The 19,422-nt window shown below is 58.4% G+C and carries 23 protein-coding genes; 3 read left to right on the forward strand and 20 right to left on the reverse strand.

Annotated elements, in window-relative coordinates:
• The 16 genes from queE to PspR76_RS24550 all read right to left on the reverse strand — a co-directional run bounded on the left by queE (nt 1) and on the right by PspR76_RS24550 (nt 12,938).
• The gene (gene queE / locus PspR76_RS24475; RefSeq protein ID WP_159959461.1) at nt 1-648 is read right to left on the reverse strand and encodes a 7-carboxy-7-deazaguanine synthase QueE; all 648 of its coding nucleotides are present in this window, start codon (nt 646-648) and stop codon (nt 1-3) included.
• Between the two features lie 165 nt (nt 649-813).
• A complete protein-coding gene (gene ybgF / locus PspR76_RS24480) occupies nt 814-1,650 on the reverse strand; it encodes a tol-pal system protein YbgF (protein WP_159959463.1) in 837 nt (278 codons plus the stop codon).
• 6 nt (nt 1,651-1,656) lie between these two features.
• Nucleotides 1,657-2,157, reverse strand: coding sequence for a peptidoglycan-associated lipoprotein Pal (pal, locus tag PspR76_RS24485; RefSeq protein WP_003209827.1), 501 nt, complete (start codon nt 2,155-2,157; stop codon nt 1,657-1,659).
• Nucleotides 2,158-2,212: 55 nt separating this feature from the next.
• Nucleotides 2,213-3,493 carry a Tol-Pal system beta propeller repeat protein TolB gene (tolB, locus tag PspR76_RS24490; RefSeq protein ID WP_032865998.1) on the reverse strand — a complete coding sequence of 427 codons (1,281 nt, stop codon included), beginning with the start codon at nt 3,491-3,493 and terminating at the stop codon, nt 2,213-2,215.
• A 17-nt stretch (nt 3,494-3,510) separates the two neighbouring features.
• The gene (gene tolA / locus PspR76_RS24495; protein WP_159959465.1) at nt 3,511-4,584 is read right to left on the reverse strand and encodes a cell envelope integrity protein TolA; all 1,074 of its coding nucleotides are present in this window, start codon (nt 4,582-4,584) and stop codon (nt 3,511-3,513) included.
• The gene (gene tolR, locus PspR76_RS24500) at nt 4,584-5,036 is read right to left on the reverse strand and encodes a protein TolR (protein WP_161630238.1); all 453 of its coding nucleotides are present in this window, start codon (nt 5,034-5,036) and stop codon (nt 4,584-4,586) included. The genes tolA and tolR overlap by 1 nt, the downstream gene beginning before the upstream one ends.
• A 23-nt stretch (nt 5,037-5,059) precedes the next feature.
• A complete protein-coding gene (gene tolQ / locus PspR76_RS24505) occupies nt 5,060-5,755 on the reverse strand; it encodes a protein TolQ (protein ID WP_003209819.1) in 696 nt (231 codons plus the stop codon).
• 1 nt (nt 5,756) lies between these two features.
• Complete coding sequence (gene ybgC / locus PspR76_RS24510; RefSeq protein ID WP_071484353.1) at nt 5,757-6,212, reverse strand: tol-pal system-associated acyl-CoA thioesterase; 456 nt, start codon at nt 6,210-6,212, stop codon at nt 5,757-5,759.
• A 138-nt stretch (nt 6,213-6,350) separates the two neighbouring features.
• A complete protein-coding gene (ruvB, locus tag PspR76_RS24515) occupies nt 6,351-7,409 on the reverse strand; it encodes a Holliday junction branch migration DNA helicase RuvB (RefSeq protein WP_159959467.1) in 1,059 nt (352 codons plus the stop codon).
• On the reverse strand, nt 7,410-8,021 hold the full coding sequence (gene ruvA / locus PspR76_RS24520) for a Holliday junction branch migration protein RuvA (protein WP_025854761.1): 612 nt from the start codon (nt 8,019-8,021) through the stop codon (nt 7,410-7,412).
• A 66-nt stretch (nt 8,022-8,087) separates the two neighbouring features.
• Nucleotides 8,088-8,612, reverse strand: a complete 525-nt coding sequence (gene ruvC / locus PspR76_RS24525; protein ID WP_016975450.1) for a crossover junction endodeoxyribonuclease RuvC — start codon at nt 8,610-8,612, stop codon at nt 8,088-8,090.
• A gap of 171 nt (nt 8,613-8,783) precedes the next feature.
• Entirely contained in the window at nt 8,784-9,530 is a 747-nt protein-coding gene (locus PspR76_RS24530) for a YebC/PmpR family DNA-binding transcriptional regulator (RefSeq protein WP_159959469.1), read from the reverse strand.
• A gap of 136 nt (nt 9,531-9,666) precedes the next feature.
• Entirely contained in the window at nt 9,667-11,442 is a 1,776-nt protein-coding gene (gene aspS, locus PspR76_RS24535; RefSeq protein ID WP_159936978.1) for an aspartate--tRNA ligase, read from the reverse strand.
• 107 nt (nt 11,443-11,549) lie between these two features.
• Nucleotides 11,550-11,771, reverse strand: coding sequence for an FmdB family zinc ribbon protein (locus tag PspR76_RS24540; protein ID WP_017139808.1), 222 nt, complete (start codon nt 11,769-11,771; stop codon nt 11,550-11,552).
• A gap of 171 nt (nt 11,772-11,942) precedes the next feature.
• On the reverse strand, nt 11,943-12,284 hold the full coding sequence (locus PspR76_RS24545) for a ribbon-helix-helix domain-containing protein (RefSeq protein ID WP_159959471.1): 342 nt from the start codon (nt 12,282-12,284) through the stop codon (nt 11,943-11,945).
• Nucleotides 12,285-12,464: 180 nt separating this feature from the next.
• Nucleotides 12,465-12,938, reverse strand: coding sequence for a Dps family protein (locus PspR76_RS24550; protein ID WP_003193874.1), 474 nt, complete (start codon nt 12,936-12,938; stop codon nt 12,465-12,467).
• A 443-nt stretch (nt 12,939-13,381) separates the two neighbouring features.
• Between PspR76_RS24550 and PspR76_RS31485 the strand changes: the two genes are divergently transcribed.
• The gene (locus PspR76_RS31485) at nt 13,382-13,984 is read left to right on the forward strand and encodes a cold-shock protein (RefSeq protein WP_083356990.1); all 603 of its coding nucleotides are present in this window, start codon (nt 13,382-13,384) and stop codon (nt 13,982-13,984) included.
• Between the two features lie 68 nt (nt 13,985-14,052).
• Here PspR76_RS31485 and PspR76_RS24560 read toward each other — a convergent pair whose 3' ends face one another.
• A complete protein-coding gene (locus PspR76_RS24560; RefSeq protein WP_159959473.1) occupies nt 14,053-14,259 on the reverse strand; it encodes a SlyX family protein in 207 nt (68 codons plus the stop codon).
• A gap of 3 nt (nt 14,260-14,262) precedes the next feature.
• The gene (locus PspR76_RS24565) at nt 14,263-14,688 is read right to left on the reverse strand and encodes an HIT domain-containing protein (RefSeq protein WP_159959475.1); all 426 of its coding nucleotides are present in this window, start codon (nt 14,686-14,688) and stop codon (nt 14,263-14,265) included.
• A gap of 707 nt (nt 14,689-15,395) precedes the next feature.
• On the opposite strand from PspR76_RS24565, the gene PspR76_RS24570 reads away from it, so the two are divergent.
• Nucleotides 15,396-16,703 (forward strand): OprD family porin, encoded by a 1,308-nt coding sequence (locus PspR76_RS24570; RefSeq protein WP_159959477.1) that lies wholly within the window; start codon nt 15,396-15,398, stop codon nt 16,701-16,703.
• 194 nt (nt 16,704-16,897) lie between these two features.
• Here the strand turns inward: PspR76_RS24570 and PspR76_RS24575 are convergent, their stop codons facing one another.
• Both PspR76_RS24575 and PspR76_RS24580 read right to left on the reverse strand, forming a co-directional pair.
• Nucleotides 16,898-17,740 carry a mechanosensitive ion channel family protein gene (locus tag PspR76_RS24575; protein WP_159959479.1) on the reverse strand — a complete coding sequence of 281 codons (843 nt, stop codon included), beginning with the start codon at nt 17,738-17,740 and terminating at the stop codon, nt 16,898-16,900.
• Nucleotides 17,741-17,876: 136 nt separating this feature from the next.
• Complete coding sequence (locus PspR76_RS24580; RefSeq protein WP_003175814.1) at nt 17,877-18,362, reverse strand: YajQ family cyclic di-GMP-binding protein; 486 nt, start codon at nt 18,360-18,362, stop codon at nt 17,877-17,879.
• 123 nt (nt 18,363-18,485) lie between these two features.
• Here PspR76_RS24580 and PspR76_RS24585 point away from each other — a divergent pair, with 123 nt between their 5' ends.
• Nucleotides 18,486-19,403, forward strand: coding sequence for a putative 2-dehydropantoate 2-reductase (locus PspR76_RS24585; RefSeq protein ID WP_159959481.1), 918 nt, complete (start codon nt 18,486-18,488; stop codon nt 19,401-19,403).
• Nucleotides 19,404-19,422 lie beyond the last annotated feature (19 nt).

Genomic DNA, 19,422 nt, shown 5'->3' on the forward strand with positions numbered 1-19,422 from the left:
TCAGCGCCCCGGCTCGTCATTCCACAGGTATTTATGCAACTGCAATTGCAGGCGCACCGGCAGGTTGTCCGCGACGACCCAGTCGGCCAGGTCGCGGGCGTTCAGGTCGTGATGGCTGGGCGAGAACAGCACCTCACCGGCGCGGCGGTCGAGGCCGTACTGGATCAGCTTGGAGGCTGCCCAGTCATAGTCGTCACGAGAGCAGATCACGAACTTGACCTGATCGTTGGCCGTCAGCAAGTCCATGTTCTCGTAGAGGTTGCGGTGCGCCTCTTTGGAACCTGGGGTCTTGAGATCGACTACCCGGCTCACGCGCGAGTCAACAGCCGAGATGTCCAGGGCGCCGCTGGTTTCCAGCGAGACCTCGTAACCGGCGTCACACAGCCGCTTGAGCAATGGGATGGCGTTTGGTTGGGCCAGCGGCTCGCCACCTGTCACGCAGACGTAGCGCGGCTTGAAGCCGGCCACTTGCTCGAGGATGTCGTCGAGGCTGCGCACGGTGCCGCCACTGAAGGCGTAGGCGCTGTCACAGTACTGGCAACGCAAAGGGCAGCCGGTCAGCCGTACAAATACGGTGGGCAGGCCAGCGGTTCGCGTTTCACCCTGTAACGAGTAAAAAACTTCGGTAATACGTAATGTGTCTTGCATAGTCGCCACGGGCGTAACAGCTAAACAGGCTGTCCGCCTCCGTCAGGCACTTCAAGGAATTTCGCAAACGCGTAAACCCCAGGAAGCGTGTTTCATAAAAGGGCGTGGATTCTAACGAAAAAACCCGCGCCAGGCGCGGGTTTCTTCTAAACGGGAAAGCATCGCTTACAAGCGTTGCAGATCTCGTTGAGCCAACTGGGCAGCGGACGTACCCGGATATTGGGCAACGACCTGCTGCAGAATGCCTTTGACCTTGTCGGTGTGACCCAGGCGGCGTTCTACGTCAGCAAGTTTGTACAGCGAATCAGGCACCTTGGCGTGCTTTGGGTAGAGCTGGCTGACCTTGGCAAACGCCTGGCCTGCGCCCTGCAGATCACCCTTGGCCAAATTAACCTCGCCCAACCAGTACTGGGCATTGCCCGCGTATTGGCTGTTGGGGTATTTGCGCAGGAATGCGGTAAAAGCCTGGCTGGCCTTATCGAAATCCTTGGCTTTGATCAGGTCGAAGGCTGCATCGTAATACAGCTTTTCTTTGGCCGGATCACCCGGTTCGCTGCTGGCGGCAGGGGCTTGGCTTGCGGCCGCAGCCCCCGCTGCTGCACCACCGGCAGTGGCGCTTGGCGCGCTACCGGCAGAAGAATTATCAGGAGTGGCGGCAGGTGTTACGCCGGCTCCAATGCGTCGATCAAGATCCTGGTAACGCTCCAGGCCTTCTTGCTTCAGCTGGTTCACTTGATTCTGCAGAACTTCAATCGTGCCTTGTTGCTGCGACAATTGATCCTGCATGCGTTGCAGCTGGTTGAACAGTTCGCCCTGTGCCGAGGGAGCGGACGTAGCCGCTCCCCCAGCATAGGCGCCGTTCGTGCCATAACCCGCTGGCGGATAACTGCTCCCGCTATTGTTATAGCCAGAGTTGCTATCTTCCACAGGAACCGCAGCCCACACCGCAAGCGGTGCGAGGCTGAGAGCCAATACAGTTAGAGCACGACGGCACGTTCGCATGACGAATTACTTACGCAGTTCGACGCGACGGTTTTGAGCCCAGGACTGCTCGTCGTGGCCAGTAGCAACTGGACGCTCTTTACCGTAGGAAACCAGTTCCAGTTGGCCTGGAGCAACACCTTGCAGTACCAGGTAGCGCTGAACGGCTTTCGCACGACGCTCGCCCAGTGCCATGTTGTACTCACGAGTACCACGTTCGTCGGTGTTACCTTCCAGAACAACGCGAGCGCCGTTAGCTTTCAGGTCCTTCGCGTGAACGTCCAGAGCGCGCATGGCTTCTGGTTTCAGGTCCGAACTGTCGTATTCGAAGTAGAAAGTGGTGATAGCGCGCAGAGCAGCTTCTTCGCTCAGGGAGCCGTCAACTGCACCAGTGTTAGCGCCGTAACCAGCGTTTGGATCAACAGCTGCGCCTTCACCGGCATTGTCGCCGCCTTTAGACGAGCAACCAACGGCTACGGACAGAGCCAGAGCCAGAGCAGCAAACTTACCAAACTTCAGCATTTCCATCGTGAAACTCCTAATGAACCCCAGTGTGTTAAGTACTTCTTTTTGTAGCGCCGCGTCAGTTCAGGTAAGGGGACCAGGATGGTTCTCTGACTTCGCCTTGTGCGGTAGGAAGCGGGAGCCTTACGCGTCCATTAATGGACACGAGCATCAAGACTCCCCGGCCCTGCTGGCGGGTGGCGTAGATTACCATGGTGCCGTTGGGCGCAACAGTAGCTGACTCATCAAGGTTGGTATCTGTAAGGATTTTTACGGTTCCGCGCTGCAAATCCTGGGCCGCAACCCGGAAATTAGTGAAACCATCCTGACGGTGAATCATCACCAACGTCTTTTCATCAGCCGAAAGCTTAGGGTTGGCATTGTAGTTACCAATAAAGGTAACGCGTTCTGCACCACCGCCGCCTACGCTTGTTTTATAGATTTGTGGCTTGCCGCCCCGGTCGGAGGTGAAGTAGATGGTCGAACCATCCTTACCCCAGAACGGCTCGGTGTTGATGCCCGGGCCGCTGGTCACGCGGCTGATCTGGCGCGACGCCATGTTCATCACGTAGATATCCGGGTTGCCGTCTTTGGACAGCACGAACGCCAGGCGCGAACCATCCGGCGACCAGGCTGGCGCACCGTTGAGGCCTTCAAAGTTGGTGATCTGCTCACGACGGCCGGTATCGATGTGCTGCACGAAGATGCGCGGGCGGCGCTGTTCGAACGACACATAGGCAATACGCTTGCCGTCCGGCGCGAAACGTGGCGACAGGATTGGCTCGCGCGATTGCAGCAAGGTCACAGCCCGTGCACCGTCGTAGTCCGAGCGCTGCAAGGTGTAACGAGTGTTGTCTACAGAGAAACGCTCAGCCGTTACATACAGCAGACGCGTCGAGAAAGCACCCTTGATACCGGTGAGCTTTTCAAACGACTGGTCGGAGATGTAGTGCGCCATGTCCCGCAGTTGTTCGGCGGTGCCCGATACGCTGCCGGTCAAGACCTGCTGCTCGGTGGCCACGTTGAACAACGTGTACTGGATCTGCAGGCGACCGCCGGCCGGCGTGATGCTGCCGACCATCAGGTACTGGGCGCCTACGGCTTTCCAGTCACGGAAGATGACTTCGCTGGCCTGGGTCGGCTGGCTGATCATGTTGCCTTTTGGAATCGGCGCGTAGTAACCGGAGTTGCGCAGGTCGTCACTGACGATCTGGGCCATGTCGTCCGGCAGCACGCTGCCGCCTTGCCAGCCGAACGGTACTACGGCGATCGGGGTGGCCCGATCGCTACCGCTGGTAACCAGGATGTTCTTTTCATCCGCCGCCGCTATCCCTGCCATACAGCAAATAACGACAAGCATTCCTCGAAGAAGGTTTCTCACAAGGCTAGATCCTCAGGTGTGAATGTCATCTTGAATGAACGATAGGGAGCGAAGTCGCTTGGTTTCATTCCCTGCATCTCGGTCAACCGGCCAATATTCTTGACCGCGGCAACCGCCGAACTGTCGAACGAACCGTCGCCACTGGACTTGGCCACGCTGACCGAAGTCACCGTACCGTCCGGCAACATGCCGATCTGCAGCACTACTGTCATGCCTTTGCGTGCCGAAGGTGGACGTGTCCAACCTTCCGCTGCCCGTGCCCGAATCAGGTCGTCGAAACTGCCCGCGACTTCATCACCACGCTCATCGGCCAAGGCTTGCTGACGCTGAGGCGTGTCGGAAAGCAAATCTGCCAAGGCCTGGGCCTTTTTCTCTTCGGCGGATTTACGTGCTGCTTCCTGGGCCTTTTTCTTGCTGGCATCGGCGGCAGCTTTCTTCTTCGCGTCGTCGGCGACTTTCTTCTTCGCCTCGTCTGCTTCAGCTTTTTTCTTGGCGTCTTCGGCGGCTTTCTTCTTCGCGTCTTCGACTATCTTCTTCTTGGCCTCTTCAGCGGCCTTTTTCTTGGCCTCTTCTTCGGCAGCCTTCTTGGCTTCTTCTTCAGACTTCTTCTTGGCTATATCAGCCAATTGTTTCTCTTCGGCTTTTTTAGCTTCGGCAGCTTTTTCGGCTTTCTTGGCTTCATCAGCCTTTTTCGCCTCGTCAGCTTTCTTGGCTTCGTCAGCCTTTTTCGATTCCTCGGCCTTTTGAGCCGCCTCTTCTTTCTTTTGTTCCGCAGCAGCCTTCACCGCTTCCTGCTCGACCTTCTTCTGTTCCATCTGTTCGACTTCAGTCTGGCGCGCAGCCGACTTCTGGGCCTCACCCGCAATCTTCTGATTGGTCTGGGTGGTGGCCTGACTTTTCGATTTCAGCTGATACAGGGTCGCCTGCACGATCGGCTTGGCTGGCGGCAGGTCCGGGGTCATGGCAAAGCTGACGAACAGCATGCCAAACACCAGGACGTGCAGGGCGATTGCCCAGACGCTAGGCCAGAAGTAGCTTTCCGAGGCGGACGGCTCTCGCTGTTGCTGCATCAGGGCGCCTCGGTAATCAAGCCAACGTTACCCACGCCGGCCTTCTGCAGCCCGCCCATGGCGCCCATGACGGAGCCATAGTCGACCACTTTGTCGCCGCGAATGAACACCTGGGTGTGCTTGCCGCCTTCGTTGCCGGACCGAATGATCTTGGTCACGGCGTCGGTCATCTGCGGCAAGGTCATGGCCTTGTCCTGCTGTTTCTGGGTATCGACTTCGCTGCCAAGGTTCCAGTAATAGGTCTTGTCAGCCTTGATCGAAATGGTCAGGACCTGAGTGTTGTTGTCTTGCGGCAAGGCTTCGCTGGAAACCTTGGGCAGATCAACCTTCACGCCCTGATTGAGCATCGGCGCGGTCACCATGAAAATGACCAGCAGCACCAGCATCACGTCGATGTAAGGCACTACGTTCATCTCGGCGACCGGCTTGCGCTTTTTGCGAGCTCGAGCGATTAAAGCCATTGGGAATTACCTGCTTATTCTTCGCTGGTGTGCACTTTACGGTGCAGGATCGCCTGGAATTCGTCGGCGAAGGTGTAGTAACGGCTGATCAAGGTTTCGCCACGGGCGGCAAAACGGTTGTAGGCGATTACTGCGGGGATAGCAGCGAACAAGCCGATCGCGGTGGCGATCAGGGCTTCAGCGATACCCGGGGCCACGGTGGCCAGGGTCGCTTGCTGGGCCTGGGCCAGGCCGCGGAAGGAGTTCATGATCCCCCATACCGTACCGAACAGACCGATGTACGGGCTGACGGAACCGACGGTGGCGAGGAACGGCAGGCTCTGCTCCAGCTTCTCTTCTTCACGGGAAATGGCGACGCGCATGGCGCGGGCCACGCCTTCCATGACCGCTTCCGGGTCAACGCCCGGTTGCTGGCGCAGGCGGGAGAACTCCTTGAAGCCGGCGCGGAAGATCTGCTCGACGCCCGAATCCGGGTCCGGGTTGCTGCCGGCCTGACGGTACAGTTTGGACAGGTCGATACCCGACCAGAAGCGCTCTTCAAAGCTCTCCAGGGCACGTCGACCGGCACGCAGCAAGTTGCTGCGCTGAAAAATCATGACCCAAGAGGTAACCGAAGCGGCTACCAGGACCAGCATCACCAGTTGAACCACAACACTGGCATTGCTGACCAGGCTCCACATGGAGGAATGGTCGACGACGGTAGGTTCCACGCTAAATCTCCTGCTTTGATTGTTTACCCGCGCCGCTTACGCCGGCAAAGGCCGCACGTAGAGCTTCGGGAATGGCCCGGGGTTTCAAACTATTGGTGCGCACACAGGCCACCAGGAACTGCCCCTCACAGAGCAGCGTTGCATCCGTTGCCCGCCTGACTTGCTGTTTAAAGCGCAGGCTGACACGGTTCAATTCGATTACTTCAGCGCTGACCAGCAACTCGTCGTCCAATCGCGCCGGTGCGTGGTAACGCGCCTCGCTGGAATGCACGACGAATAACAGGTCCTCCCCTGCCAGCTGGGATTGGGCAAAGCCCAGCTCCCGTAGCCGCTCGGTTCGAGCCCGCTCCATGAACTTGAGGTAGTTGACGTAATAAACGATGCCGCCGGCATCGGTGTCCTCGTAATAAACGCGACAGCGATGTGCGAACGACTGATCCCCGTTTTGCGCGCGCATACTCTAGTGCTTACTCCTCAGGTTGCCAATCCGGCCGGGCAACTGTTTTTCATTCTATTCAACATTTCTAACGACTGAATGACGACGCCAGCCACTAGGACAGCACAAACCTTGAATAAATCGTCCTGCGTGACCTTTTTAATCGTCCACTGCATCGAGGAATTCGTCTACTACAGGTATCTCGCCCAATCGTGACGGAATGTTTAACCCGAAGTGCAAATAGGCATGGCGCGTCACGACGCGGCCCCTTGGCGTACGCATGATGTAACCCTGCTGGATCAGGTACGGCTCCAGTACATCCTCAATGGTGTGACGCTCCTCGCTGATTGCCGCCGCCAGGCTGTCCACACCTACCGGGCCGCCGTCGAATTTCTCGATCATGGTCAAGAGTAGACGTCGATCCTGGTGATCGAAGCCATGCTCGTCCACATCCAGCAGGTTCAAGGCCAGATCGGCCACGGCCTTGGTGATATGCCCCTTGGCCCGCACCTCGGCAAAGTCGCGCACGCGACGCAACAAACGGTTGGCGATTCGCGGCGTGCCACGTGCCCTGCGGGCGATTTCAAACGCGCCTTCCGGGTCCAGGGGCAAGCCGAGAATGCTCGCCGAACGGCTGACGATGGTGGCCAAATCCGCCGTGCTATAGAACTCTAGACGTTGAACAATGCCGAAACGGTCTCGCAACGGGTTGGTCAGCATGCCGGCACGGGTGGTCGCGCCCACCAGCGTAAAGGGCGGCAGGTCGAGTTTGATCGAGCGGGCCGCCGGGCCTTCGCCGATCATGATGTCGAGCTGGAAGTCTTCCATGGCCGGGTACAGCACTTCCTCGACGATAGGCGAAAGCCGGTGGATCTCGTCGATAAACAGCACGTCGTGCGGCTCAAGATTGGTCAGCAACGCCGCCAAGTCACCCGGACGCTCGAGCACCGGGCCGGAGGTGGACTTGATCGACACGCCCATTTCCTGGGCGATGATATTGGCCAGCGTGGTTTTACCCAGCCCCGGCGGGCCGAAGATCAACGTGTGGTCCAGAGACTCGCTGCGCCCGCGCGCGGCCTGGATGAACAACTCCATTTGCTCGCGCACGGTCGGCTGGCCGATGTACTCGGCCAGGCTCAGCGGGCGGATGGCCCGGTCCTGGACTTCTTCACGGTCGCGCGGGCCGGTGGCCGCGATCAGACGATCAGCTTCAATCACTTAAATCATTCCCTTCAGGGCTCGGCGGATCATGTCTTCGCTGCTCAGGTTCTTGTCCTTGATGGCCGATACGGCTTTGCTGGCCTCCTGCGGCTTGTAACCCAGGGAGATCAACGCGCTGACCGCATCGCTTTCGGCGCTGGCCACCTGGCCTGCCGGCATATCCGGCTGGTTCGGCACCAGGGCGAACATGCTCGGTACGACTTCCCAGGCTTTGAAGCGGTCCTTGAGCTCCACCAACAAGCGCTCGGCCGTTTTCTTGCCGACGCCCGGCACCTTGGTCAACGCCGAGGTGTCCTGGGCCGAAACCGCACGCACCAGTTCGTCCACCTCCAGGCTCGACATCAACGCCAGCGCAAGTTTGGGGCCTACGCCGTTCAGGCGAATCAGCTCGCGGAAGAAGTCGCGGTCGCGCTTGCCAATAAAACCATAAAGCAATTGCGCGTCTTCGCGCACCACCAAATGGGTGTGCAGGGTCAGCGGCTCGCCGACCGACGGTAGACGATACAGCGTGGTCATGGGCACTTCCAACTCATACCCCAACCCGTTTACATCCAGAATCAGGTGCGGCGGCTGTTTTTCAGCCAGGGTGCCGCGCAAGCGTCCAATCACGGTTCAAATCCTTAAAGCTTGGGGTCAGATAAGGCCTGACCGGAAATAACGATTGCGCTGATGCTATCAGAGACGCAGGCGACCGCCACGACTGCGTGCCGTGCCCAGACCATGCGGCAACAGGCTTGAGCGGGTATGCGCATGGCAAATGGCGATGGCCAGGGCATCGGAGGCGTCAATTTGTGGTTTTGAGGTGAGCTTGAGCATGTGCATGACCATCATCTGCACCTGTTCCTTATTCGCCGCGCCGGTGCCGACCACGGCCTGCTTGACCTGAGTGGCGGTGTATTCGGCGATCTCCATGCCTTCCTCAGCGCCGGCGACGATGGCGGCGCCTCGCGCCTGGCCAAGTTTTAACGCAGAGTCGGCGTTCTTGGCCATGAACACCTTTTCGATGCCCATGGTCACCGGCCCGTAGGTCTGGATCACTTCACGCACGCCGCGATAGACGATCTGCAGGCGCTCGGCCAACTCGCCCGCACCGGTGCGGATGCAGCCCGAGGCAACGTACACACAGCCGCGCGGGGTCTGTTGCACCACGCCAAAACCGGTGATGCGCGAACCGGGGTCGATACCTAGGATTAAAGTCATAACGCCTGCGAAGTGGGAAAAACACAATTCTTGCGACCAACATAGATCGAATGTGGGAGCTGGCTTGCCTGCGATGCAGACACCTCGGTGGTTCTGTCAAACCGAGGTGATGCTATCGCAGGCAAGCCAGCTCCCACCCAAGCCAGTCCCCACAGTGGAGGGGCGTGATGCTCAGGTGAGCTGTTCGGCTACAGATTCCGGGATGTCGGCGTTCGAGTACACATTCTGCACATCATCCAGGTCTTCAAGCATATCCAGCATCTTCAGCACTTTCTGCGCACCGTCCAGGTCCAGCTCGGCGCTGGTGGTCGGCAGCATCACGATTTCCGCGTCGGTGCCTTTGAAACCGGCGGCTTCCAGGGCGTTGCGCACCGCATAGAAGCCGGCGAACGAGGTGAATACGTCGATGGAGCCGTCTTCGTTGGTCACCACGTCGTCGGCATCGGCCTCCATGGCGGCTTCGATCAGCGCATCTTCATCCACGCCCGGCGCGAAGGAGATCTGGCCCTTGCGCTCGAACAGGTAGGCCACCGAGCCGTCGGTGCCCAGGTTGCCGCCGCATTTGCTGAATGCATGGCGCACGGCTGCCGCGGTGCGGTTGCGGTTGTCGGTCATGCACTCGACCATCACCGCCACGCCGCCCGGGCCGTAGCCTTCGTAGCTCAGCTCGACCATATCGTCAGTGTCGGCCGCGCCGGCACCACGGGTCACGGCGCGATCGATGATGTCGCGGCTCATGTTCGCGCCCAAGGCCTTGTCCAGCGCCAGGCGCAGGCGCGGGTTGGAGCCCGGGTCACCGCCACCCTGGCGGGCAGCGACGGTCAGTTCGCGAATCCACTTGGTGAAGATCTTGCCTTTCTTGGCATCCTGACGCTCTTTGCGGTGCTTGATGTTCGCCCACTTGGAATGGCCAGCCATAACACAACTCCGAAATTCTCTAGAAACCTTAACAATCCCACCCCAGGCAGGAACTCCCTCTTTTAAACGCAAAGGCGCATCCGAAGATGCGCCTTTTTGACTGCTTACAACCTTATCGCGCTTTCACGCAGCAGCCTTACTCAGCCTTCGGCGTCTCGCGCAGACGGATGTGCAGTTCGCGCAGCGCCTTGGCATCCACCACGCCCGGAGCCTGGGTCATGACGTCCGCAGCACTCTGGGTTTTCGGGAAGGCGATCACTTCACGGATCGACTGGGCGCCGGTCATCAGCATCACCAGACGGTCCAGGCCAAACGCCAGGCCACCGTGCGGCGGCGCGCCGTACTTCAGGGCGTCGAGCAGGAAGCCGAACTTCTCTTCCTGTTCCGCTTCGTTGATGCCCAACAGACGGAATACCGCTTGCTGCATCTCTTTGCGGTGGATACGGATCGAACCGCCACCCAGCTCGGTGCCGTTCAGGACCATGTCGTAGGCTCGCGACAGCGCGCCTGCCGGGTTGGCTTCCAGCTCTTCAGGCGAGCACTTCGGCGCGGTGAACGGGTGGTGCAAGGCGCTGAAGCTGCCGTCGTCGTTCTCTTCGAACATCGGGAAGTCGACCACCCACATTGGGGCCCACTTGCAGGTCAGCAGGTCCAGGTCGTGGCCCAGCTTGATGCGCAGCGCGCCCAGGGCTTCGCTGACGATCTTGGCCTTGTCGGCACCGAAGAACACGATGTCGCCGTCAACCGCGCCGACGCGGTCCAGGATCGCGTTCAGGTTGTCGAGCGGGATGTTTTTCACGATCGGCGATTGCAGGCCGTCAACGCCATTGGCGCGCTCGTTGACCTTGATGTACGCCAGGCCTTTGGCACCGTAGATGCCGACGAACTTGGTGTAGTCGTCGATCTGCTTGCGCGGCATGCTCGCGCCGCCAGGCACGCGCAGGGCGGCGATGCGGCATTTCGGGTCGTTGGCCGGGCCGCTGAACACCTTGAAGTCGACTTCTTTGAGCTGGTCGGCCACGTCCACCAGTTCCAGCGGGTTACGCAGGTCTGGCTTGTCGGAACCGTAGCGGCGCATGGCTTCTTCGAAGGTCATGTGCGGGAATTCGCCGAACTCCAGGTCCAGCACTTCCTTGAACAGGTTGCGGATCATTTGTTCGGTCAGGCCCATGATCTCTTTTTCATCGAGGAAGCTGGTCTCGATGTCGATCTGGGTGAATTCAGGCTGGCGGTCGGCACGCAGGTCTTCGTCACGGAAGCACTTGGCGATCTGGTAGTAACGGTCGAAGCCGGCCACCATCAGCAGTTGCTTGAACAATTGCGGCGATTGCGGCAAGGCGAAGAAGGAACCGGCGTGGGTACGGCTCGGCACCAGGTAGTCACGCGCGCCTTCCGGGGTGGCCCGGGTGAGGATCGGCGTTTCGACGTCAAGGAAGCCGTTTTCGTCGAGGAAGCGGCGGATGCTGGTGGTCATGCGCGAACGCAGACGCAGCTTCTCGGCCATTTCCGGGCGACGCAGGTCCAGGAAGCGGTAGCGCAGGCGAGTTTCTTCGCCCACGTCGGAGTATTCGTTGAGCGGGAACGGCGGGGTTTCCGACTCGTTCAGCACTTCCAGCTCGTAGCCCAGCACTTCAATGCCGCCGGACGCCATGTTCTTGTTCACGGCACCGGCCGGACGCAGGCGCACCTTGCCGGTGATTTTCACGACGTATTCGCTGCGCACGCGGTCGGCGGCGGCGAAGCTCTCGGCGCGGTCCGGGTCGAACACCACTTGGGCCAGACCATCACGATCACGGATATCGAGGAAGATCACCCCGCCGTGGTCGCGGCGACGGTGAACCCATCCGCAAAGGGTGATTTCCTGACCTTCCAGGGTCTCGTTCAGTTGGCCGCAATAGTGGCTGCGCATCATGGTAGTGGTTTCACTTCTCGTAATTCGAAATTCGGTGGAGGCTCGCCTCGTCACCGTACAGTTAAGCAGGGGACGGATAATGCAGGAGCCTGCGCGTAGAGTTCAACTCAGTCTGCTTTGTCGCCGCCTGCCAGGTTTTTCTTGGCGCCGGTCTTGAAGTCGGTCTCGTACCAGCCACCGCCGCTCAGGCGGAAGCCCGGCATGGACAACATCTTCTTCAGCTCAGGTGCCTGGCAGGCAGGGCAATCGACCAGCGGCGCGGCGCTGATTTTCTGAATGGCTTCCAACTGATGACCACAGGAAGCACATTGATAGTCGTACATGGGCATGGAGATGTCTCGGCGATCAGATCATTACTGCGCCACGCCCTGCCCTGTGGATAAACCCCAGGCATGCGCAGCAAAGCGCGGGATTATATCTGGTAAATCGAGGCAGCGCAGCCGGCTTTCTGCCCCAAGGCCGGCCCACCTCGACGGCGGGCCGGCTGTGCAACCGCCGGATTAATCGGCGCTCATCGGGGTAGTGCAAGCTTTTAATACGTGAACCACGCACACCACCCTGACCAATCCGCTGAAGTTCTTCACCCCTCCGTAACGCAAATGCACTTCCCGGTCGACATACGACAGCAACGCACTGACTGAGCAGGCATTGATCCTGGCGATCTCCGTGAGGATATTCCAGTAGATCTGTTCGAGCCGCAGGCAGGTGGAAAACCCGTTGAGCCTGACCGACCGGGACAGTGGCTTGGCCAGTCCCATATCGAACCCTTTTGCAAAGGGGTCGACCTTTATCTTATGAAAACCACAGGTTTCCATCACTCCATTACCCACTGCGCGTGACATACACCTGACACTCCATTGCCAAACAACAGCCCACGGGTTTCTCCCATGGAACAGTGGGTCTATAAAACAGCAGGTTGCGAGGGGCGACCAGAAGACAGGGAGTCGGTAGTCGTAGGACAACGCCAGGAAGCGCGGGGAAACCACTGAGCGGCGCCAGGGCGGCGCCACTCAGGTGCAGATTTACTGGTTTTCGAGCAGAGAACGCAGCATCCAGGCGGTCTTTTCATGAACCTGCATACGTTGGGTCAGCAAATCCGCCGTTGGCTCATCGCTGACTTTATCGAGCAGCGGGAAGATGCCGCGCGCGGTACGCGTCACTGCCTCCTGGCCCGCCACCAACTGCTTGATCATCTCTTCGGCGCTGGGCACACCCTCTTCTTCCTTGATCGAAGACAGACGGGCGTAGATCGAATAGGCACCCGGCGCCGGGAAACCCAGGGCACGGATACGTTCGGCAATGGAGTCCACTGCCAGCGCCAGTTCGTTGTACTGCTCTTCAAACATCAAGTGCAGCGTACGAAACATGGGGCCCGTGACGTTCCAATGGAAGTTGTGGGTTTTCAAATACAGTACATAGGTATCGGACAGCAGCCGTGAAAGTCCGTCGACGATGGATTTACGGTCTTCTTCACTGATACCAATATCGATTGCCATGTTTTTCCCCTTCAATTGACGAGCATTCATTGATCAGGTGCAGGACCACTCTAGCAAGAGTGCCGGCTGTGTGCAGCCCGACATACACCGCTGGCGTGCGGCAAATCGCCCCTTCTGCGCATGCACCTGCCGGTCACGTGACAGCGGCATGCAAGCCTTTGCGCAGAGTAGGAAAACGCTAAAAATGCTGCTCAAAAATCCCGCACCTCTCTAGGACAAGTGTTTGCCGCAGAAATGCCAACGCGCTCGCAACACCCCGAAATGCTTGATTTGAGTAGGCACAGCCTTTGCTGTTAAATAGACGTCGTGTGGTGCGCCGTTTATTTCTGCGGCACGCCACATAGGCTGATACCCGTGCACGTGCCCAACGCCTCCCATTGTTCAGAAGCGAACCGTGCCAGTCAGCTCTTCCTTGTGATCCTTCTTAACGTGAGTTAATCAAAATGTTGAAAATCGTCCACCTGCTAACGGGCGTTGCAGCGTTGCTGCTGTCCTTTATACCGAGCTTGCAACAGGGAAGCCCTCCCTATCTGGAACAACACGACGCTCTGTACCTGGCCTTGTTCGGCCTTCTTAACCTGACGCTGGCACCGGTGATCCCTTACTGGAACAAAGGCACGCGTCATCAACTGCAAAACCTGGTCAGCGCGCTGCTGGTACTGACCGTTGTCGTTCAAACCCTCACCCTCCTCGCACCGATGCCTGAAGTCGGCGGCCACCCGGCCATCCTGCTCAGCCTGGTGATTGCTGTGGTCGCCATCGTTCTTCACCTGGCCATCAGCTTCTACCGTTCGTCCCCAGCCGCTGCGTCGCAAAACTACGACATGACCAACCGGGATACCGGGACCGTCAAGTGGTTCAACACCTCCAAAGGCTTCGGCTTTATTTCCCGCGATTCGGGCGACGATATCTTCGTCCATTTCCGGGCCATCCGCGGCGAAGGTCATCGCGTTCTGGTCGAAGGCCAGCGCGTGGAGTTCTCCGTCATGAACCGCGACAAGGGCCTGCAAGCCGAAGACGTGATCGCGGCATTGCCGCGTCGCTGATTCCCACCCTCGGCGCAATAAAAAACCGCGATCCAGCCCTGCTGGATCGCGGTTTTTTTATGCGCGCCTTAATAATGCGGCGGCGGCGCTTCTTCTTCGGATGACTCGAACTGGCCACCCATTTCTTCCTGGCGCTTGAGCAGCGCCTTCATCTGCAGTTGCAGACGCTCAACCGCGCGCTGCTGGGTGACGAGGATGTCATTGAGGGTCTCGATGGTGTCGTCCTGGAACGCCAGGCGGCTTTCCAGGTCGTTGACGCGGTCTTGCAGGTCCATGGTTCAGTCCTGGGTAAAGATGAAGTCGGCAGGCAATAACGCGCGCAGTCGGGTGCGAAGCGCCGCCACTTGCTCTTCGGTATACGGCCGGGCCGGGTGCTTGCCCCAGACCGGTGCCGGCCAGGCGGCATCGTCGCGATTACGCACAATCACGTGCACATGCAACTGGCTGACAACGTTACCCAGCGCACCGATGTTCATTTTGTCGGCATGCAGGCCTTCGTTAAGCATTTGCGCCAGGGCTGTGGTTTCTTTCCACAGCGTCTGTTGATCGGCGACATCCAGCTGAAACACTTCACTGATACCGTTGATGCGCGGCACCAGGATGAACCAGGGGTAATTCGAGTCATTGGACAGCAGCAGGCGACAGAGCGGGAAGTCACCCATGACCAATGTGTCTTGTTGCAGGCGTTGATCTAAGGCGAACACGCGGGCACTCCGTTCGGCAGGTCAATATCAGGCACCCAGCATACCCTCGATGCAAGCAGATAAAAAATCTGCACCCTTTAGAGGCGGGCGAATATTTGAGCTACGCTAAATCGGGCCTCAGCGGGATGCACCAAAATGACCCACCTGTGCTTCAAAGGGATCCGCCAACTACCCACTCAGCGGGGTGAACCGGTAACGTTTTGCTCTGGCACAGGTTTTATGTACCTGCACACAGGTGAAATACCCGGGCGTCAAGCCCAAACCAAACGACGTAAAAAGCCCGTGCTTATGCGGTTTTTACACTGCCGTAACGTTTTTCACGAAAAAATGACATTCGGTTACCGCTTTGTGCACGCTTGTTGCATTCACACCCGTATCGTCGGCAACGGCACCCGTTTGGAAGCAGGTGTTTCGCGATAAAAGAACAGCAGCGTTTGAATGCGCACCAAGGAAGAGTTCAAACTTCGAAAGGGGTCTGAAAACAGCATTTAAGTTGTCAGCCCTGTCACATTAGGGCTGTGAATTTGCGACATGGAACTAGCAATTTACGACAGCCTCGTAAAGAAGCTGAAAGGATAGATGAGTCAGTATCGTCAATAGGGTCTGCGTGATATAACTTTGCGCCGACACAAAAAAGAAAGAGCCGCCCAGATAAAAATACAGGTGGGACGGCAGTACTCTTCCTAAAACCAAAGGAGCAAATCACGATGCGCGTGATGAAGTGGAGCATGATCGCCCTGGCTGTTTCAGCCGGCACCTCGCAGTTCGCAATGGCGTCCGCCCAAGATGATTCCAAGGGCTTTGTAGACGACAGTACTTTCAGCATCAATACACGTGCGCTGTATTTCAGCCGCGATATCCGTAACGAACCAGGTGGCGGCTATAAACCCGTCAAACCGGGTAGCACTGAACGCAAAAGCATCTACGAAGAATCAGGCCTTGGCTTCAATGCCCTGTACCAATCGGGCTTCACCCAAGGCACCATCGGTGTCGGTGTAGACGTTATTGGCTTGCTGGGCGTCAAGCTCGACAGTGGTCGGGGTCACGCCGGTACCGGCCTGTTCCCTAACGGTGCCGACGGCCGTGCCCAGGACGATTACTCCAAAGGCGGCGGCGCAATCAAGTTCCGTTTCTCTGACACCGTCCTGAAAATCGGTGATCAGTACACCACCGCACCGGTCTTCGCGTCCGATGACAGCCGTCTGCTGCCAGAGCTGCCACAAGGTATCTCGATCACCAGCAACGAAATCAAGGGCCTGAAACTGGAAGGCGGTCACTTCACGGCCTCCACTGCGCAAAACGCGACTTACCATGACAGCCTGGGCCTGAAGGAAACCAACTTCATCGGCGGCGTCTACGCGTTCACCCCAGAGTTGACCGGTAGCCTCTACTACGCAAAAACCGAAGACTACTGGAAGAAGACCTACGCCAACGTCAACTGGACCCATGCCCTCAGCAAGGAACAGTCGCTGGCCTTTGACTTCAACATCTACAGCACCAAAAGTGATGGCGAAGGTCTTGTTCGCGCAGAAAAAGACAACACCACCAAGCTCGACAACCGTGCCTACAGCTTGCAGGGCGCGTACACCATCGACGCTCACACCTTTACCCTGGCCTACCAGAAGGTTACCGGTGATGGCGACTACGGTTATGGCGTAGACGGCGGCGGCACGATCTTCCTGGCCAACTCCGTCGCTCGTTCTGACTTCAACGCCGAAGGCGAAAAATCCTGGCAAGCTCGTTACGACCTGAACATGGCCACTTTCGGCATTCCAGGCCTGAGCTTCATGACGCGTTATGTCACGGGTAGCGGCGCCGACAACGGTGTCACTAACAACGCGAAAGAGTGGGAACGCGACATCGAAGCCAAGTACGTGATCCAGAGCGGCCCGGCTAAAGACCTGAGCCTGCGTCTGCGTCAAGCGACTTATCGCTCCAGCGATGCGGTTTACTACGGTTCGGCCTCCTTGGACGAACTGCGTCTGATCGCGCAATACCCGCTGAACATCTTGTAATTAGCCGTTTAATTACAACGATGGCTTAAGGCTTCGGCCTTAAACAAAAAAGCCGCTCCCCTGTTTACAAGGGAGCGGCTTTTTTTGTTGCAACTTTATTACCTTCGAAAAATAACTAGCAAGCTAACTAACGAGATTAACCGTCAGCTTCGAACCTGACCTATTGGCCAAGTTCGATACACTTTAACGCTTAGTTATTTCGCCGCCGGTTCCTGCATCACGCGAATAACTCGCTGCGGAAACGGAATATCAATCCCCGCGCCTTTCAAGCGATCACGCGCCAGTTCATTAAGCATAAACACCACGTCCCAGTAATCTGACGTCTTGGTCCAGCAGCGCAAAGACACGGTGATCGAACTGTCACCCAAGGTCGACACCACAGCAACTGCCGCCGGATCTGCCAATACACGCGGGTCTTTCGCCAGCTCCAACAGCACTTCGCGAGCCTTCTGCAGGTCGGCTTCATAGTCGACACCCACGTCAAACACCACCTTGCGGGTCGGCTGACGGTTGGTGTTGGTGATGAGGCCGTTGGACAGGCTGCCGTTAGGGATAATCACGGTTTTGTTGTCGCCGGTGCGCAACACGGTGTGGAAGATCTGGATGCTGTCGACGGTACCGGACGTGCCTTGCGCTTCGATCCAGTCACCAATGCGGAACGGACGGAACAACAGGATCAGCACGCCACCGGCGAAATTTGCCAGGCTGCCTTGCAATGCCAGGCCGATTGCCAGCGTGGCGGCACCAATCGCGGCCACGAACGAGGTCGTTGCCACGCCGATCATCGAGGCCACGTTGACCACCAGCATCACTTTGAGCGCGATGTTGGCAAGGTTGGTGATGAAGTGTTGCAGGGCCAGGTCGGCGTTACGCAGTGCCAGCAAACGCCCGACGCGGTGGGTCAACACGTTGATCAGCCACCAACCGATGGCCAGCGTGACCACGGCCAGCAAAAAGCGGCTGCCATATTCCATGATCATCGGGAGCCAAGACTCAGAGGTCTTGATCAGGTGATCCACTTCAGCGTTTAAATCCATCTATCTTCTCCTGTTGCGCGGATGTGCGGCTTTATTGACTGCCTTAAAACGCAAATGAGCCCCGAAGGGCTCAAGTGTAGGCACTGTTTCCGGGGCGTGGGACGTCAAAAACGCCCACAGGTTCCCCAATGTGCCATCAGTCGCGGAAGTTATTGAACTGCAGCGGCATGTCGAAGGTCTTGGCGCGCAGAGCGGCGATGGCTTCCTGCAAGTCATCACGCTTCTTGCCGGTAACGCGTACCTGCTCACCCTGGATGGCGGCCTGCACTTTCAGCTTGGCATCCTTGATGTGGGCGACGATTTTCTTCGCCAGCTCTTTGTCGATGCCTTCCTTGAGTACCGCTTCCTGCTTCATCAGCTTGCCGGAGGCGTAAGCATCCTTGATTTCAAGGCACTGCGCGTCGATCTTGCGCTTGACCAGCGACAGCTTGAGGATCTCGATCATCGCTTCCAGCTGGAAATCGGCTTCAGCGGTCAGGTTGACGGTGAGTTCCTTTTCCTTGAATTCGAAGCTGCCCTTGCCTTTCAAGTCATAGCGACGGTCCAGTTCCTTGACGGCGTTCTCGACGGCGTTGGTGACTTCGTGTTTGTCCAGTTCGGATACCACGTCGAACGAAGGCATGTCATTTCTCCAATATAAGGGGCGGGCTCAGTAGAGATGGAGCGCGCCCGAGCTAAAATGCCGAGGCATTATAGCGGTTCTTTCGCCCCGTTCACTGTGAGCGACCCCACGGAGCACAAACTGATGTCGACCACCTGGCACATTCTCGGCGCAGGCAGCCTGGGCACACTCTGGGCCACGCGCCTGGCCCGCGCGGGCGTACCAGTGAAACTGATTCTGCGCGATGCTGCGCGCCTGGCCAGCTATCAGGCAGGCCCCGGGCTGACGCTGGTCGAACACGGCGTAGAACACACCTACCCGGTGATCGGCGAAACGTCCGACAGCCCCGAGCCAATTCAGCGCCTGCTGGTAGCGTGCAAAGCCTACGACGCCCAAAGCGCCATCGCACAGCTGCAACATCGCTTGGTGCCGGACGCCGAACTGATCCTGTTGCAAAATGGCCTCGGCAGCCAGGACGCGGTGGCCGCGCAGCTTCCCAAGGCCCGCTGCCTGTTTGCTTCCAGCACCGAAGGCGCGTTTCGCGACGGCGATTGGCGCGTCGTGTTTGCCGGCCATGGTTACACCTGGCTGGGGGACGTTGGCCACCCTACTCCACCGTTATGGCTGGACGACTTGCACGCCGCCGGCATTCCCCACGAATGGAGCACCGAGATTCTGACGCGCCTGTGGCGCAAGCTGGCCTTGAACTGCGCCATCAACCCACTGACCGTGCTGTACCAGTGCCGCAACGGCGGCCTGCAAGCGCATCAATGTGAAGTCGCGACCTTGTGCGCCGAGTTGACCGAGCTGCTTGAATGTTGCGGCCAACCGGCGGCCGCCGAAGATTTGCACAGTGAAGTGGAACGGGTGATCCAGGCCACTGCCGCCAACTACTCGTCCATGTATCAGGACGTGGCCAACGCCCGGCGCACCGAAATCAGCTACCTGCTGGGCTATGCCTGCGCGGCGGCGGCCCGCCATCAATTGGTACTGCCGCACCTGCAACAAGTGCAAGCGCGCCTGGTCGAGTACTTGCACGCACGCGGATTGGCCAGCGACTGAGGCACGCGCTACCCTGCCT

The organism is Pseudomonas sp. R76 (genome assembly GCF_009834565.1).
Classification (GTDB): domain Bacteria; phylum Pseudomonadota; class Gammaproteobacteria; order Pseudomonadales; family Pseudomonadaceae; genus Aquipseudomonas.

Bases quoted from the DNA above. Each gene is read 5' to 3' on its own strand.
- queE (WP_159959461.1), bottom strand. From the start codon at position 648: ATGCAAGACACATTACGTATTACCGAAGTTTTTTACTCGTTACAGGGT.
- ybgF (WP_159959463.1), bottom strand. From the start codon at position 1,650: ATGCGAACGTGCCGTCGTGCTCTAACTGTATTGGCTCTCAGCCTCGCA.
- pal (WP_003209827.1), bottom strand. From the start codon at position 2,157: ATGGAAATGCTGAAGTTTGGTAAGTTTGCTGCTCTGGCTCTGGCTCTG.
- tolB (WP_032865998.1), bottom strand. From the start codon at position 3,493: ATGCTTGTCGTTATTTGCTGTATGGCAGGGATAGCGGCGGCGGATGAA.
- tolA (WP_159959465.1), bottom strand. From the start codon at position 4,584: ATGCAGCAACAGCGAGAGCCGTCCGCCTCGGAAAGCTACTTCTGGCCT.
- ybgC (WP_071484353.1), bottom strand. From the start codon at position 6,212: ATGCGCGCGCAAAACGGGGATCAGTCGTTCGCACATCGCTGTCGCGTT.
- ruvC (WP_016975450.1), bottom strand. From the start codon at position 8,612: ATGACTTTAATCCTAGGTATCGACCCCGGTTCGCGCATCACCGGTTTT.
- PspR76_RS24530 (WP_159959469.1), bottom strand. From the start codon at position 9,530: ATGGCTGGCCATTCCAAGTGGGCGAACATCAAGCACCGCAAAGAGCGT.
- aspS (WP_159936978.1), bottom strand. From the start codon at position 11,442: ATGATGCGCAGCCACTATTGCGGCCAACTGAACGAGACCCTGGAAGGT.
- PspR76_RS24540 (WP_017139808.1), bottom strand. From the start codon at position 11,771: ATGCCCATGTACGACTATCAATGTGCTTCCTGTGGTCATCAGTTGGAA.
- PspR76_RS24545 (WP_159959471.1), bottom strand. From the start codon at position 12,284: ATGTCACGCGCAGTGGGTAATGGAGTGATGGAAACCTGTGGTTTTCAT.
- PspR76_RS24550 (WP_003193874.1), bottom strand. From the start codon at position 12,938: ATGGCAATCGATATTGGTATCAGTGAAGAAGACCGTAAATCCATCGTC.
- PspR76_RS31485 (WP_083356990.1), top strand. From the start codon at position 13,382: ATGTTGAAAATCGTCCACCTGCTAACGGGCGTTGCAGCGTTGCTGCTG.
- PspR76_RS24560 (WP_159959473.1), bottom strand. From the start codon at position 14,259: ATGGACCTGCAAGACCGCGTCAACGACCTGGAAAGCCGCCTGGCGTTC.
- PspR76_RS24570 (WP_159959477.1), top strand. From the start codon at position 15,396: ATGCGCGTGATGAAGTGGAGCATGATCGCCCTGGCTGTTTCAGCCGGC.
- PspR76_RS24575 (WP_159959479.1), bottom strand. From the start codon at position 17,740: ATGGATTTAAACGCTGAAGTGGATCACCTGATCAAGACCTCTGAGTCT.
- PspR76_RS24580 (WP_003175814.1), bottom strand. From the start codon at position 18,362: ATGCCTTCGTTCGACGTGGTATCCGAACTGGACAAACACGAAGTCACC.
- PspR76_RS24585 (WP_159959481.1), top strand. From the start codon at position 18,486: ATGTCGACCACCTGGCACATTCTCGGCGCAGGCAGCCTGGGCACACTC.